This is a genomic window from Rufibacter sp. JT20002, assembly GCF_056491185.1.
The window spans coordinates 2,246,936-2,263,879 of the sequence record NZ_JBSZJY010000001.1; the positions used below are offsets into that span (position 1 = coordinate 2,246,936).

Consider the following 16,944-nt stretch of genomic DNA (forward strand, 5'->3'; position numbering starts at 1 on the left):
TTAGTAGCGTGCCCCCTCCTTTTTGCATCTCCTTCTATCTCAATCACGGGTAGTTATTGGTGATGGTAGGGTCCTGTTCATTGGTGAAAGAGGCATGCGCCTGCACCACGTGGTGCTCAGCCCCAGGCCTATTATGCGGATTGGCATACCCCGGCCAAGTCCTTTTGATGCGGGCATTTGTCCGGTTTTTCCGCTGTTTGGTGAGCGCGTAGGTTGCCAGACCCGCCAAGGCCACTAAACCAGCTGTCGCCAATACTTTAGGCACTGTATTGTTGACCGTAGGCGGCAGTTGCACCACCCCACTCCGGTTAGTGACAGCAGGCTCTGGTACGTAGCGTCCTTTGGTAGGGATAGCCAATTGATCAAATAACCGCGCCAGCTCATCAAGCCCTTGCTTTAACTCTGGTCCCTGCATAGGCAGCCCGTGCCCGCTTGCCGCAATGGCCGGGTTCAGGTTGTTGAGTTTTATAACCGAGGCCCGGGCAGCTTCCCAGTCTGGTGTGAAATAAGCGGGCGGGCCGCAAACTTCCTGCTTTTGGGTAAGTACCGCTAACGCAGACTCAGGCTTGCGGGTAACAAAAGCGTCGCCCACAATGAGTACCCGGTCATGCTCCCGAAAGAAAGAAACGTGCCCCGGGGAATGCCCCCGCGTTTCCAGCCACTTCCACTCAGGTAAGAAAGGAACCGATCCATCTGAGGGGAGCAGTTCAAGCCTGCCTTTGAAGGTGATGGGCTTCTTAGGATACATGAACGACAGGTACGCCATGCCGCCGCCGCCCACACTGGAGTCTGGCGGTGGGTAGCTGGACAAGCCCGTAAGGTACGGCAGCTCCAACGGGTGCGCGTACACCGGCACCTGCCAGATATCGGCTAGGGTTTGCAGGGCGCCTACGTGGTCAAAATGGCCGTGGGTGAGCAGAATGGCCTTAGGCGGGTTGCCTTTGCCAAACTTGTCCTCGGCGGCCTTCCTGATCCTGTCGGCGGAGCCATACAATCCTGCATCAATCAGCACCCAGGATTTGTCTGGGTTCTCAATGTAATACAGGTTCACGAAAACAATTTCCATGCCCATGACACCTGGTGCCACCGTAAAGCAGGAGTGCTGCTTCTGCCGCAGGACATTGGTTAAATGATCTTGCATAGTGCTATCTAGGGGATATTAGCTATCCAGACGGCCAAATACGCTTAATTCGTCACCAGTGTCGTGCCTTGAGTTTTCATCTTCATCAGTAGATTTGCCGCCCTGGCCCCCTTGGCTGTTGCCCGGCTGCTGACCGCCTTGCTGGAAGCTGGCATTGCCTTTGGCCTCACCACCAGGCTCTTCAGAGGTTTTTTTTAAGTCGTCAGCAGATTGTTTTCCGTTCGGCAATTTCTCGTCTTCGTTATACTTATTGTCGTTTTCCATGGTGTAGTATGGTTAATGGTGTAAAAACAGATGTAATCCGGGTAAACCGGCTTGTGTTTGTACGAGTAGATAAAAAAGAGGGTGTCTTTCAGATGACAAATTCTGTTTAGCGAAGTTGGAAAAGTCAGAATTGGTGCGTAAACTAGTCATAACAATACACCGTAGGTACCTGTTATTTAAGCGAGGAGGTTGGGAAACCAGTGGCGAAGAGAGTCATGTACCGCCGGAATTTTTCTCACCTGTTTATAGTTATTAAGACATGGTAAATCTGATCTATCCACCTAACTATATGGCGGTTTACGCAAAATGCATTGACGCCACCCTGCCAAGCTTTGATCCGGAAGAATGGATTAAAGAAGGGCATGTTTATGTAGTAAAACATTTCACAGAGCCGTTGAATCAGGAAGAAGGCATGGCTGTGACCATTATTGACGAAGAGGGCGAAGAGATTCACCCATCACCGTCGCACTGGAGTTTCTCCTCAAGCCGTTTTGAGTTGTTCTCCATCTTCCTGAACTAATGTTTCATGGCTCTTTTCTGCAAAAGAGCGCAAAAACAGAAAGGGCTGGCCCATAAGGCCAGCCCTTTCTGTTTTTAGGAGCATATACGCTTAGAACTGGAAGCCGGCTCTCAGCAGGAACTGGCTCTGTTCTGGCGAAGTGGCGTACCCGGCAGAGATCACCACCTGGTTTAAAGGCGAAAGCCAAACGCCGCCCCCGTAGCTTTTGTGCCATTTGTTTGAGTCTTCATTTTCCATCCAAACCCGCCCAATGTCATGGAACCCGAACACGCCCAGAGAGGCCGGGAAGAGGTACGTGGTGAAGCTGAACAGGCGCAGGCGAGCCTCTGTGTTGTTATAGAAGCTGCTCTGCCCGCTGAAACGGTTACGGCGGTAGCCACGCAGCATGGTAGGGCCGTCCAGGAACTGGGCCTGAAAGAACTCAAATCCATCTCCAAAAGTATGGCCGCCGCCAAAACGGGTTGCCAGCGTGAGCTTCAACGGAATGCGCAAGGTCTGGTAAATGGCAAACTGCGAGTGCACCCGGGCCACATCAGAGGAGCCTTCGTTGAGTCCTTTTAAAAGATCGGCGGCAACCTGCAAATGGATTCCTTTGGCCGGCAAAGCTGCCACGTCACGCGAGTCTAAGGTGTACTCCAGCCTGGCACCCCCGTAAGATTTCGGCTCATAGAACCCCTCAAACTGATCGGTGCCTTCCAACTGTTGGGCCAGGAAACGACCAGGGATGTAGTCCACGTTCACGTTCTGGTAAACCGGGCCTACAAAGACGGTTTCGTATTGGCTCAGCTTTCTGCCTATCAAGGCATTGGCGTACAATTGCGAAGACTGGAAGCGGTAATTGTTGATGTCGATCTCCTGGTTGAAAGGAGTTTCGTTGCCTAAACCGAAGAAGTTCTCGGCGTATCCGGGGCTTTTCCAGTTCACGTTCAATTTCAGGTCAAGACCCATGCGCAGCCTTGGGAAATGCGCGGCATAGTCTACCAGAAACGACTTGGTGTTGAACGCGTAGCTGCCCACCAGGCGTTGCATCATGCCATACGGCTCTTTGTTGAAGCCTTGGGTTTTAAGTAAGGCACCACCACCTAGTAAGAAACCATCGTCACGGTTATACTCAATAGAAGCTAGTGGGCCCAGGTAGTTGTACACGAAACTCTTGCGGTTATACTCCGGTGTTTGGCGCAGGCGGGTAAGGTTGCGGGCTTCTGGCCCTAACTGTAGTTGAGCACCGTCCCGTTTGTCATAGACATAGGTTAGCCGGCGTAAGCCCTCCACGCTGGAGCTGTCGGTGATTTTGTCTTGCCCATCACCGCCAATGATCCTGACCCTAATGCCTTCTTCGCCATGGCCTTGTACCCTGAATTCGTCAGCACCACCTAACCCGTACAACCGAATTTCACGGGTTTCGCCAGGGATAAAGCGGCGTCTGTACAGCTCATTTTCCGGCGATGCGCCTTCCTTTTTGTAGATGGTAACTACGGTAATTCCACTGGGTTCGCGCTGTACCTCAAACCTTTCCTCAAGATCGGTGCCTACCACGTCTACTTTCTGGGCCAGGAACTCATAATAATCCTCAGCATCACGCCGGATGTAGGCACGGCGAGCTTTCAAGGTATTGGCCAAGCGTGCCCCGGAGATTTTCTGGATCTCGGGCGGAAGTTGGCGCACAGCTTCTTCAATGGCCTCGTCGGTGAGGCTGGCTCGTACAGAATCGGCCATGGCAACCCAGTGGGAGCGCTCCAGTCCGGTTAAGAAATAGCGGTCAAAGTAGCGGTTGTTGAAGTTGAAGCCTTTGATGTCGCGCAGGCTCTCGTCAAACCCCTGTACTTTTGGCAAAATCCAGCGCCGGCTGGCAATGTTAGGGATTACCCCTTGGTTCACGAAGAAGGCTTGGTCGCGGTCGCGCGGAACGGGCTTGTAGAGTTTGCCTTTGCCCTCTTTCTTGAACTCGGCCCAGCGCCACTGGTCATCATGGCGGTCCCAGTCGGCAATGAAAAAGTCTAAGAGGCGGGCCCGTAACAAGCTTAATTGGTCTACCTCGTCGTTCTGGTCTTCCAGGGTGTTTTCCAGGACTTTGTCAGTGCCTACCACGTTTTCGGAGTTCCCGAAGCTGGCGACGTCAGACACATCCTCATCTGGGCGTTCCTCAAACAACCCGATGGTGTTGGCAAACCCCTTCAGGTACCTGCCAAAGCGCGGATCATCTGGAATGATGAAGTACTGCGGATTGGTGTGGTACACGCCCACCGCATCTGATAACTTAGGAACCACCAGCGAACCATACGGGTGCGAAGCCGAAATTTGGTCTTTCACCACATCGGCGGCCAAGGTTTGGCGCAGCATGCGTGGTAAGGCAGCATCTGGGTATTTCTCCACGGAGCGTAAAACATACTGACGGCCGGTGCTGTCTTCCAGGCGCAGAGACACGGTCTGGAAACCACCACCGCGCTGTACTACTTTCAGGCCGCCGTGCTGGGTGCCAATATCAAAAACTGGTAACGTTACCGGGGTTTGCCACTCTGGGCGGTAGTTTTCTCCTAAAAGCCACTCCCGGAATCCACTGCCTTTGTACACTTCACTGGCGGGGAGTGTCGCTTTTTGGCCGGCAAAGCTTAGGTTCATTCGGCGGGTTTGCTCTTCTTGTTGCTTGAGCGTTGGTTTGCGGGAAAGCAGCGCCCGGTAGGCTACCTGCCCTTGGGTGCTTTGCGCATCTGGGGCAGTCCATACCTCCACCCAGGTTTCTCCGTTGGGGAAATACAGCAACTTCACAAAGCCCGCCGATGCTTTGGAGAAAGCAGGAGTGATTCTGCCAGGGGATTTGATTTTGTCCATGCCTACCCCAGTGCTCACGTAATGGATGCTGTCCTGCATTCCGTGGGTTAACCCCGCGGAGTTGCCCTCAGCGTGCACCAAGCCTTTGTGCTGCGAGTACATCTGGGAAAGCTGGCGGTGCATAAGACGATACTCCAAACCTGACATTTCTGGAGAGATGCTCATGGCCACCAACAGGTTTTTCTCCTCGTTGCTGCGCAGTACATCATCTAAAGCCGCCAGCGTGGCGGTACCCCCGGTAGTAGGGCAACCCCGCTGTTCTTCCTCGTCGTCCATCCGGCGGTTGGGCAGCAGCCACTGGGTATCCAGCAGAAGCAAATGCACATCATCAGTAAGAGGAACCTCGGCGGGACCAGGGCAGTAGTTTTCCGGCTGAATCAGCTTTTCGTTCTGCAGGTATTGGGAGATGAACCGTTCCTGGTTTCTTACCTCTTGCACCAGGCGTCCTTTGGCATCGTGCTCGCCCGGCATGAGAATGATTTTCCCCTCGTAGCCTTGCAGGTAATTCAGCTGGGTTTGCAGTTGCCCTTCCAATTCTTTGCGGTTAGGCGCGGAGATGCTGGGGAGCGTGGCAGGCTGAAACGGGTTGCCCATGAATACCACCGCACTGTTCTTGCCAGCAGTCTTAAGTTGTTCTTGCAGCAGCGGCAACGGCGCAACTGGTTTCTGGCCGGGAGACCATCTGCCGGTTAACAGCACCGTGTACGCCGGAGATTCAGACGCCAAAGAAGGCAATTGCGCCCATCCAGAGGCAGGCGACAAGAACCAGGTAAATAGTAGAAGCAGGATTACCCAAGCGGGTAAAGGTTTTCTCATGTTCATGTTGTTAGATGCTGGCAGCTCCTTTGTTTCAGGTTTGTTTTAGCAAAAGCAAGGCTGAAACAGGAACAGCCCTCTTGTAAAAGTTGGGGATATCCAGGCACGTTTGCCGCTGTTTACGCAGTTTGGGCTAGTTTGGGTTAAGAATATTGTGTATTTCCTATTTCTAGTGAACCCAATAAGCCTAGCCAAGCGAATAGATGCAGAAATATGAAGATCAGGGAATAAGTAGCCCCATTTACTTGTTCTACTTGTGAGATTTGATTTTATGCCCACGTTAGAAAAAGACCTCCGAAAAGCCATTCAGGCCTTACCCGCTACCCGAAAAGACAAACTGTTGTTCCAGTTGCTAGCTACCCAGCCCGTGTTGCAGGAGCAACTTAAGTTTGAGTTACTGGAAGGCCCCGAGGGGTTGGAGCTAAGAAGGGACGCCCTGCGTGAACAGGTGCAAGCGGTGGCCAAAGGCTTCTACTACAATGCTTCTGAATTGTTGATCTGTTTACGACAGTTGTGTCCGCCCTTGAGCCACCACGCCAAAGTAACCGGTGATGTTTACGGGGAGATAGAACTGTTGCTGTTGCTTCTGCAAGAGGTGTTGGTGCATCAAAAGCAGCTACTGCAGGTGCTTTCCGGCGGAACCGAAGCTTTGGGGCAATTCTTGGCCAAACGTGCCGAGGAGATGCTGCAGAAGTTAGACAAGATGCACGAAGACCTGCACGTGGAGTTTGCCGATGGGGTAAACGAAATGTTGCCCAAACTTCACGCCTCAGCAGCCGGATACTCTGCCAGGAAGCTAGGTTTGCCTATAGAGTGGAAGTAATAGGCCCAAGTAATTAAAAGACTGGTCTACTCATAAAGCAGCGCATCAGCTCTTTTGCCTGTGTTTTCTGGAAAGTAGGCCTTAAATAGATGCGTTCAAAGCTGAGCGGCAAAATGCCTCTAAGCGGTTTAGGGCAGAACTCTTTATAGAAAGTCTACGCCGCTTCTAACCAATAGCTTTCGGGTACCCCGGCGTGCAAGGCTTTGATGGCAAATAAGCAACCGTCTAAATCCTCCTGCAACTGACAGGCCCAGATTACTAACACCTGCCAACCGGCGGCCCTAAGCTTTTCCCGGTGTTGGGCATCCCGCTCCTGGTTTCGGGTGAATTTGGCTGACCAGAAAGGAGTGTTGGTTTTGGGCATGGCCGGTAAACAGTGCGGACAGCGGTGCCAGAAACAACCGTGAATGAAAATAGCCAACTTGCGGCCCGGATAGCAGACATCCGGCTTGCCCGGCAACTGTTTCCAGTGTAAACGATAGCCCCGTAAGCCGCTATGCCAAAGTGCCCGGCGCAAAAGCAATTCTGGTTGGGTGTGCTTTGCCTTGTTCCCACGCATGTATCGGCTGACCCGTTCCTGGGCGGTTAAAGGCGTCGTCTCTGCGGTGGCGTATTTTCTTTTCTTCTTAGGCATGCTGGCGGCGTGTACAAAGAAAACACCATTGCCTGGAAGAGAGTGCCTTTGCTGCCCTCTTTCTTCCTGTTTTTGACGAACCAGCCCTAAAAGGAAAGAAGCTACTTTAGCGCGGGTTTTAGAAAACGACTTTAAAATTGCCTCTGCCTATTTTAGTAACTTATTGACCCGTGATTTTGACACAGGTTTATAGAATCGGGTTAAAAAATAAGATTTGATACTTAAGTAAACAAAAAGCCCCGCTTATACAGATAAGCGGGGCTTCTTCTTAAAAAGATGTTTTCTCCTTACGGGCGAACTTCTTCAGCGTCTTGGAACTGGTTGCTGTTGCCGTAAGATACCAATACAATGGCGCCAATGGCTACTGCCGCAACAGACAGCACCAATTGAATAGGGCTCATCTTTTGTCTTACGGTCAATAACATGCGGCCAGCATCTGAAAGTAAGTCAGGTAGCACGTCGTGGTTGCCTTGGTACACACTTACAATAGATTCTACGGTTCTGGCAAAATCTTTTGGTTGTACTAACTGGGTCGATGTATTCGGTGTTTGTTCCATAGTTTTCTCTAGAATTGATGCGTTGATACATTAAAAATCCCGGCTTGCACCAGTGGGCAGGCCGGGATTTTTATACGCAAATAAAATGGCTTAGGTCAATCTTTTTTGAAAGTTATGACACACGGCCGCCTGCGCTTTGCACGGCCTCGTTTATTTTCTGAATGATTTTGTCTGGGCTGAACATCATACTGGCCGGAAAACTTACCTGTACATTGTTGATCTGCAAAGTCTGAGAGTTCTCTTCGTAGGCGTAATCGGCGGTAACGCCTTGCTTTGAAACACGTCCATTATTACCTGCCAGTTCAATACCAGCGGCGCCTAATTTGCTTCTAAGGTTGTTGTACAGTTCTGGGGTAATGCCAGTGTAGGTAGCACTGTTTGCCATAAGGGTAGAATTAAGGTTGTAGGTAGAATTGTTAAACGCTTGGGGCAAAGGCAAGGTTAACCTTGGTCCCAAAGACTTAAAGGTATATGTTTTCTGCCGGTTTCCCGTAAAAGAAGGAAGCAGACTTTCGTACTTCGGGCTGAACCTTTCAAGTCTAATTAAGGTAAAGCTGAACTCTAATTGAAAAATGCTTACATGAAGAGAAGAGTTTTACTGGCATTGGTGGGAGTGCTTTTCCTGTACGGATTAGTGGACTTGTTCTTTGCCGACCCTGCTCCTAATGGAAGAAATTCTTCGCCGGTTCTTTTTGGCAACGCCAGCCCGTTGCAGCATCCGCAGGATAGTGTCATGGCCACTGCCGGAGCTCATTACCAGATCAGCAAGGTGGGAGAGTTCTTTCTGGGTAAGCATTACCGTCCGGTGTGGGCCGTGCCTGTCAAAGCCAAGATCTTTCATATGAGCGAGGCCGAGGGAGGCCTCACCATTGAAAAACTGGGTGGAGGCATGCAGACAACCAGCCTTACCCTCACCGATTCCTTAGGCCGCCGGTTTGCCCTGCGCTCCTTAGACAAAGATCCAATTCAGGTGCTTTCCCCTTTCTGGCGCAAAACGTTTGTGGGATCTTTTGTGCGGGACCAAGTATCGGCTACCAACCCGTACGCGGCCTTGGTGGTGCCTCCGCTGGCCGAGGCGGCCCGGGTGTTCCATCCATCCCCGCGGCTGGTGTATGTGCTTCCCTCAGACCAAGATTTTAAACAATATTCAAACCTTTTCGGGAATAAGCTTTTTCTGGTGGAGGAGAAATTTTCTTCCAAGGCGTCTTTGGCCAAACAGTTTGGTGATGCGGTTGATTTGGTAGACACCGAGGAAATGCTCAGGCGTAGATTCCAATCCAGCAGGCATCGTATTGATCAGTGGGCGTTTGCCCGTGCCCGCCTCCTGGATCTGCTGCTTAGTGACTGGGACCGGCACGAGGGCCAATGGGACTGGGTGGCGTATGCCCAGGAAAACGAAATCTGGTATAAGCCTATCCCCAAAGACAGAGACCAGGCGCTCTGCCTGTATGACGATGGAGTTATCCCCTGGCTGGCTACCCGCAGATTCGCGGCTCGCAAGTTTGAATCCTTCCACCCGGCTTTCAAAGATGTTTTTGGCTTAACCATTAATGCTTCCTTTCTGGACTCCAGGGCGTTGTCTGAGGTGTCTCTGGTTGATTTCAGGAGGCTAGCCCGGGAAATGCAGGGGGCCTTGTCTGACTCTGTGTTACGAGTTGCCGTAAAGCGCCTTCCGCCGGCGGTGTACAAATTGGTAGGAGAGGAGACTTTTCAGAAACTAAGAAGTCGCCGCCAACTTTTAGTGCCCACCGCCGAGGAGTATTATAGGATTTTGGCCAAGGAAGTAGCGGTGGTAGGAACAGATGAACCAGAGCGGTTTGTGGTGCAGCGGCTCTCACAGGGGAGGACCGTGGTTGAGGTGTACCGGTTGGGCGAGGGAAACCTGAATAACGCCAAAGTGTACAGCCGCACTTTCTTCGCCAACGAGACAGACCAGATCAACCTTTACGGCCTAAACGGCGATGACATCTTTGATATAAGCGGTACTGCCACGAAAGGAAGTTACGTCTACGTTTACGGAGGCGCGGGAGCAGACCAGGTCACCGATAAGTCAAACGTGGAAGGCTGGCGTAAGAAGACCGTTGTGGTGGATGACGAGCAAGGTGTGCAGTTGCATGCCGGGCCAATCACCGATGCCCAGCTTTCAAGAACCATCACTGACGTGCCTTCTTTTGTGCGGGTGCGCCTGCGCGAGTAAAAGCCGTTCTGTTTTCAAGGTGCTTTTCTGAAATTGACGCCTAAAACATTCTTTTAAGCTGCGTCCAAGGTCTTAAGTACCCGCACCAAATCTTCGGCCCGTAACATGCCCCTGATGGTGTGCTCCCCAATCACCATGGTGGGCACGGCGGTAATCTTCTTTTCTTCAAACGCGTGTTTAAGCGCTGCTTCATGTGCCTCCTTGTACCTGCGCGAAACCAAGGCCTCTCTGAAAGCCTCTCTGTCCAAGCCTATCTCTGCTGCTAATTGAGTTAATACGTCAATGTCTCCTATGTCCTGACTTTCCTGAAAGAAAGCGGTAAACATGCGGTGCGTATAAGCGTTCCCTTTGCCTTGCTCTTTTGCGAACTGAAAGCCTTCAAATGCCAAATGCGTGTACGGCTGCGGAGAGATACTGGGAAGTTGAATTTTTACTCCCATTTCTTCGGCCATGGGATAGACCGAGTTTTGCCAAGTGGTTTGCAGGTAGCTCTCTTCCGGGCGCAGGGTTGGAGTAGGTTCAGGCCTTAATTCAAACGGCTTCCACTCTACCTTTATCTCCTTCCCTAAGATTCTTTGGGCTTTCACTACCTCTTCTTCGGCCAGAAAGCAAAAAGGGCATACATAATCTGAATAGACGGTTATAGCAGGCATATAGTAGATGTTTGACTTTCTTCTACTCTGCCTTTAAATCGAAAGATGCTTTATGATCTTAATATTTAGAGGTTTGTTGGTTTATTAATCGCCTTTTGTAGGAACGTGCATTTAGAAGATTAACCAATCTTTTTATAAGAATAGGGTTAAAGCCAGCGTTCCAAATTGAATATTGGAAAGAAAAGAAGAAAAAGAAGGGAATAAAAAGGTGACTTTAGATAAAGGTTTGTCTCTTATCTATTTATCTATAATTTCGCCAAAATCAAATTTTTACTCGTACTCCCAACATGAGAACCGTTCGTACACGCAGATACAATGCCATGTCAATGCTAAATTGATAATGAATTATATATATTTGCTTATGCGATTATTAGGTTATGTGTATTGCTGAGGATTTTATAATTTGCCGAAACTAAGGTAAGCACTATCAATTTTTATGGATAAATACTCATATATAGCCAACGCGCACGGTGCGTACATTGATGAGCTGTACAAGCAGTATCAACAAGATCCGGGTTCAGTGGATTTTGGTTGGCAGAAATTTTTTGAAGGATTTGACTTTTCCCAGACCTACCCTAACGGAAACGGTCAGGCAACCACAGCGGCGGCTCCTACGGCTGCACCAACCACTGGGGCAACTGCTTCTGCTAGTGAGATAGAGAAGGAAATTCAGGTGCGTAATCTGATTTACGCCTACCGTTCCCGTGGTCACCTGCGCTCTAACACTAACCCGGTTCGTCCGCGCAAAGACCGTAAGGCCTTGTTAGACCTGAAAGACTTCGGGCTGTCTGAGGCTGATTTAGACACTAAATTCCAGAGCGGGTCTGAGCTGGGCTTAGGCGCAGCTACATTGCGCGATATCTTGGCTACCCTGAAGAAAGTATATGAAGGAACCATCGGGTTTGAGTTCATGTACATCCGGGATCCAGAGGTTTTGACCTGGTTTAAGGAAAAAGCCGAGAAAGAGTCAGTTGCTTTCAACCCATCAGTAGATTATAAAAAACGCATCCTGTCTAAATTGAATGAGGCAGTGGTGTTTGAAAACTTCCTGCACACCAAGTTCTTGGGTCAGAAGCGTTTCTCGCTGGAAGGTGGCGAAACCACTATTCCGGCGTTAGATGCTATCATTGACAAAGGCTCTGAGCTAGGCGTGGAGGAAGTGGTAATTGGGATGGCGCACCGCGGTCGTTTGAATGTACTAGCCAACATCATGGGCAAAACCTACGAGCAAATCTTCTCTGAGTTTGAGGGAACTGCCGTGCCTGATTTGACCATGGGTGACGGTGACGTGAAATACCACATGGGCTTCTCCAGCGAGGTAAACACCCCGTCTGGCGGAAAAGTGAACCTGAAACTGGCGCCTAACCCTTCGCACTTAGAAGCGGTGAACCCAGTAGTGGAAGGTTTCGTGCGCGCCAAGCTGGACTCTATGTATGGCCGTGACACCAATAAAATCCTTCCAATCTTAATCCACGGAGATGCAGCCGTGGCCGGACAAGGCATTGGCTATGAGGTAACCCAGATGGCGAACCTGGAAGGCTACAGCACCGGCGGTACCATCCACTTCGTGATCAACAACCAGGTTGGTTTCACTACTGACTTTGAAGACGCCCGTTCTTCTATCTACAGCACCGATTTAGCTAAAATCATTGACGCTCCGGTTCTGCACGTAAACGGTGACGACCCTGAAGCGGTGGTATTTGCCGTGCGTTTAGCAACTGAGTACCGTCAGCGTTTCCACAATGACATCTTCATAGACATGGTGTGCTACCGCCGCCATGGCCACAACGAGGCAGATGAGCCTAAATTCACGCAGCCTCAATTGTACAACCTCATCTCTAAGCATGACAACCCTCGGGAAGTTTATAATAAAGAGTTGATCAGACGCGGTGAACTGGACGCGAAAGTAGCCGAAGAGATGGACAAGGAGTTCCGTCAAATGCTGCAAGACCGTCTGGACATGGTGAAGCAAAAGCCATTGCCGTACAACTACCAGGTATTGGAGAAAGAGTGGCAAGAGCTTCGTCGGTCAAGACCAGAAGACTTCAACCAGTCGCCAGAAACCTGTATCTCCGCTGAGGCGATTGAGAAAGTGGGTAAAGCATTGACTACGCTGCCAGAAAACTTCAAGCCGCTGAAGCAGATTGAGAAGCTGACCAAAGAGCGTCAGGACATGTTCTTCAATAGCCGGGCTCTGAACTGGGCTTCGGCTGAGTTGCTGGCCTATGGCTCTATTCTGTTAGAAAATAAAATTGTGCGCATGAGCGGCCAGGACGTGCAGCGGGGTACTTTCTCGCACCGTCACGCGGTGTTGCATGATGCCAATACCAGCGCCGCTTACACCAACCTGAACCACATCCAGGAAAACCAGCAGAAGCTGCACATCTACAACTCTTTGCTCTCTGAGTACGGTGTGCTAGGCTTTGAATTTGGCTACGCCATGGCGAACCCGAATGCCCTGGTACTTTGGGAAGCGCAGTTTGGTGACTTCGCCAACGGCTCGCAGGTAATGATTGACCAGTTCATTTCGTCCACAGAGTCTAAGTGGCAGCGGATGAACGGCGTGGTGATGCTGTTGCCGCACGGTTACGAAGGCCAGGGGCCAGAGCATTCCAATGCCCGTCCTGAGCGCTTCCTGCAGTTAGCCGCTGAGTACAACATGTACGTAACCCAGTGTACTACCCCGGCTAACTTCTTCCACATGCTGCGCCGTCAGTTGGCAACGCCGTTCCGGAAGCCATGTATCCACATGTCGCCTAAGTCTATGCTGCGTCACCAGAACGTGATGTCACCGTTGGAAGACTTTATGCAAGGCTCGTTCCAAGAAGTGCTTGGTGATAACTTCGCCGAGGCTAAAGCCGTGACCAAAGTGTTGCTGTGTACCGGTAAAGTGTACTACGACCTGTTAGAGGAACAGCAGAAAACCAACCGCAAAGATGTGGCCATCATTCGTCTGGAGCAGCTGCATCCGTTCCCGCAAGTACAGCTTGACCGTGAACTGAGCAAGTACCCGAATGCCCAGATTTTCTGGGTACAGGAAGAGCCGTACAACATGGGTGCCTGGACCTACATTCTGAGCGTGATGCGCAAAGGCATTGATGACGTGGTTTCCCGTAAGCCAAGCTCATCGCCAGCTACTGGTTACAACAAAATCCACCAGAAAGAGCAGCGCGCGGTAGTAGAAAAAGCATTCAGTATCTAAGTAAAAGGTATGTCCGTTTAGGGCCTGTTTCAGAAAAGCAGGCCCTAAACGGACTTTTAACAACATAACTTAATCTAAAAAGAGATTATGGCATTAGACGTAAAAGTGCCGGTAGTGGGCGAATCCATCACGGAGGTAACCATTGCCAAGTGGCTGAAACAAGATGGCGACCAAGTGGCCATGGACGAGGTGATTTGCGAACTGGAATCAGACAAAGCCACCTTTGAATTGCCCGCTGAGGCTGCCGGAATTCTAAGAATCAAAGCCCAAGAAGGCGATACCATTGCCATTGGAGAGGTAATCTGCTCTATTGATGGCGCCGGACAAGGTGCTTCTACGCCTCAGCCTACCACTGTTTCTACAGAGCACAGCCTGACTGAGTCTAAATCTGTGACTGACCCGCAAAGCACGGTAGCTGCTGAAAATACCCCAAGCCAAGGCACTCCTAACCAACCGCAAGGTGGTGGAGCTGGCCAAACGTTGGATGTGAAAATCCCAACCGTAGGAGAGTCTATCTCTGAAGTAACTATCTCCAAGTGGCTGAAAGCTGATGGTGACCAGGTGTCAATGGACGAAGTTCTTTGCGAACTGGAGTCTGATAAAGCTACGTTTGAACTTCCTGCTGAAGCGGCTGGTGTTTTGAGAATCGTTGCTCAGGAAGGTGATACCGTTGAGATTGGTGCTACCATCTGTCGCATTGAAGTAGGTGCTGGTTCTGGTGTTTTCACGGCTCCTGCTCCACAAACGGTAACATCAGCGCAACCTGCTCAAGCTGCTTCTGCTGCATCTTCAGGTGCTACCACCTATGCCAGCGGTACGCCATCACCTGCCGCCGGTAAAATCCTTTCGGAAAGAGGCATCAACGCTGCTGACGTGAATGGTACTGGCCGTGACGGACGCATCACCAAAGAAGATGCCCAAAACGCGCAGGCTCGTCCGGTTGCTCCGGCACCACAACCTGCCGCTGCTTCTGCTGCCCCGGCGGTGAAAGAATCTGCTGCTCCAGCTCCTGCCGCTCCAGGTTCACGCAACAGCCGCCGCGAGAAAATGACCAGCTTGCGTAAAACAGTTGCTCGCAGATTAGTAGCGGTGAAAAATGAGACGGCCATGTTGACCACCTTCAACGAGGTAGACATGAAGCCAATCATGGACATCCGGGCCAAATACAAAGACAAGTTCAAAGAGAAGCACGAAGTAGGCTTAGGCTTCATGTCGTTCTTCGTGAAAGCTTGTACTGTTGCTCTGCAAGAGTGGCCAGCGGTAAACGCCCAGATTGACGGGGCCGAGATTGTGTACAACGATTTCTGCGACGTGTCTATCGCGGTGTCTGCGCCTAAAGGATTGGTGGTTCCGGTTATCCGCAATGCCGAAGGCTTGAGCCTAGATGGTATTGAGAAAGAAGTGGTGCGTTTGGCCAAACGTGCCCGCGAAAATAAATTGGGCATTGACGAGATGACTGGTGGTACGTTCACAATCACCAACGGTGGGGTGTTCGGGTCCATGATGTCAACGCCAATCATCAATGCACCGCAGTCAGCTATCTTGGGTATGCACAACATCGTGAACCGCCCAGTAGCTATCAACAACCAGGTGGAGATCAGACCGATGATGTACCTGGCGCTTTCGTATGACCACCGCATCATTGACGGTCGTGAGTCAGTGAGCTTCCTGGTGCGCGTAAAAGAGTTGCTGGAAGACCCAATGCGTTTATTGCTGGGAGTCTAAACTTGCGCTTTACGCGTGAATTCGTAAAAATGAGTTAAAAACGAAAGGCTCCGTGCTGCTGGACAAGAGCGGGTACGGAGCCTTTCTTCACATAAAAAGAAAGAACATGAAATACGATGTAACGGTAATCGGTTCCGGTCCTGGGGGCTACGTGGCAGCTATCCGCTGTGCGCAGTTAGGTCTGAAAACTGCTATTATTGAGAAATATTCAGCTTTAGGTGGTACTTGCCTCAACGTGGGCTGTATTCCTTCTAAAGCGTTGTTAGATTCATCTGAGCACTTCCATAATGCTGCGCACACATTCAAGACGCACGGTATTGAGCTGGATAACCTTAAGGTGAACCTGGAGCAGATGATTGCCCGCAAAAGCGATGTGATCAAGTCTAACAACGACGGCATTGCTTACCTCATGAAAAAGAACAAGGTAGACGTGTACAACGGCCTTGGTTCTTTCGTGAACAAAAATACCATTAAGATTACAGGTCAGGACGGAGCTGAGCAGCAGATTGAAACCGACAAGGTTATCATCGCCACTGGTTCTAAGCCAGTGAATTTGCCGTTCTTACCGGTTGACAAAAACCGCATCATTACGTCTACCGAGGCGTTGACCTTGAAAGAAGTACCTAAGCACCTGATCGTGATTGGCGGCGGGGTGATTGGTCTGGAGTTAGGTTCTGTGTATGCCCGTTTAGGCGCGAAAGTGTCTGTAGTGGAATACACCGATGCCATCATCCCTACCATGGATCGTTCCCTTGGAAAAGAATTGCAGCGTGTACTAAAGAAGACTCTAGGATTTGAATTCTTCTTCGGGCACAAAGTAACGGGCGCTGAAGTGCAAGGCGAAGGCGTGGTGGTAACCGCTGAGTCTCCAAAAGGCCAAACGGTAACGTTTGAAGGCGACTACTGCTTGGTATCTGTTGGTCGTAAACCGTACACCGAGGGCTTGGGCTTGGAGAACGCGGGTGTGCAGTTAGGCGAGCGCGGTGTCATTGCCGTAGACGATCACCTGCAAACCAACGTGCCCGGCATCTACGCCATTGGTGACGTGATCAGAGGAGCCATGTTGGCGCATAAAGCCGAGGAAGAAGGCGTTTTGGTAGCTGAGATCATGGCGGGCCAAAAGCCGCACATCAACTACAACCTGATCCCGGGAGTAGTGTACACCTGGCCAGAAGCGGCAGGCGTTGGCTTCACCGAGGAGCAACTGAAAGCAAATGGTGTGGCGTACAAAGCTGGTTCTTTCCCATTCAAAGCATCGGGACGGGCTAAAGCGTCTATGGACACTGATGGTTTCGTGAAGGTGTTAGCCGATGCGAAAACTGATGAGATCCTGGGCGTGCACATGATTGGACCACGTGCCGCGGACATGATAGCGGAAGCCGTAGTAGCCATGGAGTTCCGGGCATCTGCGGAGGACATCGCCCGCATGAGCCACGCGCACCCAACCTATACCGAAGCCATGAAAGAAGCTTGTTTGGCGGCCACTGAGAACAGAGCCATCCATATCTAAACTTACATTCACTAAAACAAGAAGGCCTCTCCTGTGCTCAGGAGAGGCCTTTTGCTTTTTGCCTGTTTTTAGA

Annotated in this window: 13 protein-coding genes; 6 read left to right on the forward strand and 7 right to left on the reverse strand. The window is 50.8% G+C overall.

Going from position 1 to position 16,944, the window contains the following annotated elements:
* Positions 1 to 43 precede the first annotated feature (43 nt).
* Together ACW9SV_RS09005 and ACW9SV_RS09010 are read right to left on the reverse strand one after the other, a co-directional pair.
* On the reverse strand, positions 44 to 1,141 hold the full coding sequence (locus tag ACW9SV_RS09005; protein ID WP_479556404.1) for an MBL fold metallo-hydrolase: 1,098 nt from the start codon (positions 1,139 to 1,141) through the stop codon (positions 44 to 46).
* Between the two features lie 18 nt (positions 1,142 to 1,159).
* Positions 1,160 to 1,405, reverse strand: coding sequence for a hypothetical protein (locus ACW9SV_RS09010; protein WP_479556405.1), 246 nt, complete (start codon positions 1,403 to 1,405; stop codon positions 1,160 to 1,162).
* A 259-nt stretch (positions 1,406 to 1,664) separates the two neighbouring features.
* On the opposite strand from ACW9SV_RS09010, the gene ACW9SV_RS09015 reads away from it, so the two are divergent.
* The gene (locus ACW9SV_RS09015) at positions 1,665 to 1,925 is read left to right on the forward strand and encodes a hypothetical protein (RefSeq protein ID WP_479556406.1); all 261 of its coding nucleotides are present in this window, start codon (positions 1,665 to 1,667) and stop codon (positions 1,923 to 1,925) included.
* A 90-nt stretch (positions 1,926 to 2,015) separates the two neighbouring features.
* Here ACW9SV_RS09015 and ACW9SV_RS09020 read toward each other — a convergent pair whose 3' ends face one another.
* Complete coding sequence (locus tag ACW9SV_RS09020) at positions 2,016 to 5,570, reverse strand: BamA/TamA family outer membrane protein (RefSeq protein WP_479556407.1); 3,555 nt, start codon at positions 5,568 to 5,570, stop codon at positions 2,016 to 2,018.
* 271 nt (positions 5,571 to 5,841) lie between these two features.
* Between ACW9SV_RS09020 and ACW9SV_RS09025 the strand changes: the two genes are divergently transcribed.
* Complete coding sequence (locus tag ACW9SV_RS09025) at positions 5,842 to 6,393, forward strand: hypothetical protein (protein WP_479556408.1); 552 nt, start codon at positions 5,842 to 5,844, stop codon at positions 6,391 to 6,393.
* Positions 6,394 to 6,547: 154 nt separating this feature from the next.
* Here the strand turns inward: ACW9SV_RS09025 and ACW9SV_RS09030 are convergent, their stop codons facing one another.
* From ACW9SV_RS09030 to ACW9SV_RS09040, 3 genes are all read right to left on the reverse strand, one after another.
* Positions 6,548 to 7,027, reverse strand: coding sequence for a very short patch repair endonuclease (locus ACW9SV_RS09030; RefSeq protein WP_479556409.1), 480 nt, complete (start codon positions 7,025 to 7,027; stop codon positions 6,548 to 6,550).
* Between the two features lie 287 nt (positions 7,028 to 7,314).
* Positions 7,315 to 7,584 carry a hypothetical protein gene (locus ACW9SV_RS09035; protein WP_479556410.1) on the reverse strand — a complete coding sequence of 90 codons (270 nt, stop codon included), beginning with the start codon at positions 7,582 to 7,584 and terminating at the stop codon, positions 7,315 to 7,317.
* A gap of 112 nt (positions 7,585 to 7,696) precedes the next feature.
* Positions 7,697 to 7,969 (reverse strand): hypothetical protein, encoded by a 273-nt coding sequence (locus ACW9SV_RS09040; RefSeq protein ID WP_479556411.1) that lies wholly within the window; start codon positions 7,967 to 7,969, stop codon positions 7,697 to 7,699.
* 195 nt (positions 7,970 to 8,164) lie between these two features.
* Between ACW9SV_RS09040 and ACW9SV_RS09045 the strand changes: the two genes are divergently transcribed.
* The gene (locus tag ACW9SV_RS09045) at positions 8,165 to 9,781 is read left to right on the forward strand and encodes a hypothetical protein (RefSeq protein ID WP_479556412.1); all 1,617 of its coding nucleotides are present in this window, start codon (positions 8,165 to 8,167) and stop codon (positions 9,779 to 9,781) included.
* A 53-nt stretch (positions 9,782 to 9,834) separates the two neighbouring features.
* Here ACW9SV_RS09045 and ACW9SV_RS09050 read toward each other — a convergent pair whose 3' ends face one another.
* Positions 9,835 to 10,434: a DsbA family oxidoreductase gene (locus tag ACW9SV_RS09050; RefSeq protein WP_479556413.1), complete on the reverse strand. Its 600-nt coding sequence runs from the start codon at positions 10,432 to 10,434 to the stop codon at positions 9,835 to 9,837.
* A gap of 436 nt (positions 10,435 to 10,870) precedes the next feature.
* On the opposite strand from ACW9SV_RS09050, the gene ACW9SV_RS09055 reads away from it, so the two are divergent.
* The 3 genes from ACW9SV_RS09055 (at position 10,871) to lpdA (ending at position 16,871) form a co-directional block, all read left to right on the forward strand.
* Positions 10,871 to 13,636, forward strand: coding sequence for a 2-oxoglutarate dehydrogenase E1 component (locus ACW9SV_RS09055; RefSeq protein ID WP_479556414.1), 2,766 nt, complete (start codon positions 10,871 to 10,873; stop codon positions 13,634 to 13,636).
* An 87-nt stretch (positions 13,637 to 13,723) separates the two neighbouring features.
* On the forward strand, positions 13,724 to 15,361 hold the full coding sequence (gene odhB / locus ACW9SV_RS09060; RefSeq protein ID WP_479556415.1) for a 2-oxoglutarate dehydrogenase complex dihydrolipoyllysine-residue succinyltransferase: 1,638 nt from the start codon (positions 13,724 to 13,726) through the stop codon (positions 15,359 to 15,361).
* A 106-nt stretch (positions 15,362 to 15,467) separates the two neighbouring features.
* Positions 15,468 to 16,871: a dihydrolipoyl dehydrogenase gene (gene lpdA / locus ACW9SV_RS09065; RefSeq protein WP_479556416.1), complete on the forward strand. Its 1,404-nt coding sequence runs from the start codon at positions 15,468 to 15,470 to the stop codon at positions 16,869 to 16,871.
* Positions 16,872 to 16,944: the final 73 nt, after the last annotated feature.

Coding starts and splice junctions, on each gene's coding strand:
- ACW9SV_RS09015 (WP_479556406.1), top strand. CDS start 1,665: ATGGTAAATCTGATCTATCCACCTAACTATATGGCGGTTTACGCAAAA.
- ACW9SV_RS09020 (WP_479556407.1), bottom strand. CDS start 5,570: ATGAGAAAACCTTTACCCGCTTGGGTAATCCTGCTTCTACTATTTACC.
- ACW9SV_RS09025 (WP_479556408.1), top strand. CDS start 5,842: ATGCCCACGTTAGAAAAAGACCTCCGAAAAGCCATTCAGGCCTTACCC.
- ACW9SV_RS09040 (WP_479556411.1), bottom strand. CDS start 7,969: ATGGCAAACAGTGCTACCTACACTGGCATTACCCCAGAACTGTACAAC.
- ACW9SV_RS09050 (WP_479556413.1), bottom strand. CDS start 10,434: ATGCCTGCTATAACCGTCTATTCAGATTATGTATGCCCTTTTTGCTTT.
- lpdA (WP_479556416.1), top strand. CDS start 15,468: ATGAAATACGATGTAACGGTAATCGGTTCCGGTCCTGGGGGCTACGTG.
- ACW9SV_RS09055 (WP_479556414.1), top strand. CDS start 10,871: ATGGATAAATACTCATATATAGCCAACGCGCACGGTGCGTACATTGAT.
- ACW9SV_RS09035 (WP_479556410.1), bottom strand. CDS start 7,584: ATGGAACAAACACCGAATACATCGACCCAGTTAGTACAACCAAAAGAT.
- ACW9SV_RS09030 (WP_479556409.1), bottom strand. CDS start 7,027: ATGCCTAAGAAGAAAAGAAAATACGCCACCGCAGAGACGACGCCTTTA.
- ACW9SV_RS09045 (WP_479556412.1), top strand. CDS start 8,165: ATGAAGAGAAGAGTTTTACTGGCATTGGTGGGAGTGCTTTTCCTGTAC.
- odhB (WP_479556415.1), top strand. CDS start 13,724: ATGGCATTAGACGTAAAAGTGCCGGTAGTGGGCGAATCCATCACGGAG.
- ACW9SV_RS09005 (WP_479556404.1), bottom strand. CDS start 1,141: ATGCAAGATCATTTAACCAATGTCCTGCGGCAGAAGCAGCACTCCTGC.
- ACW9SV_RS09010 (WP_479556405.1), bottom strand. CDS start 1,405: ATGGAAAACGACAATAAGTATAACGAAGACGAGAAATTGCCGAACGGA.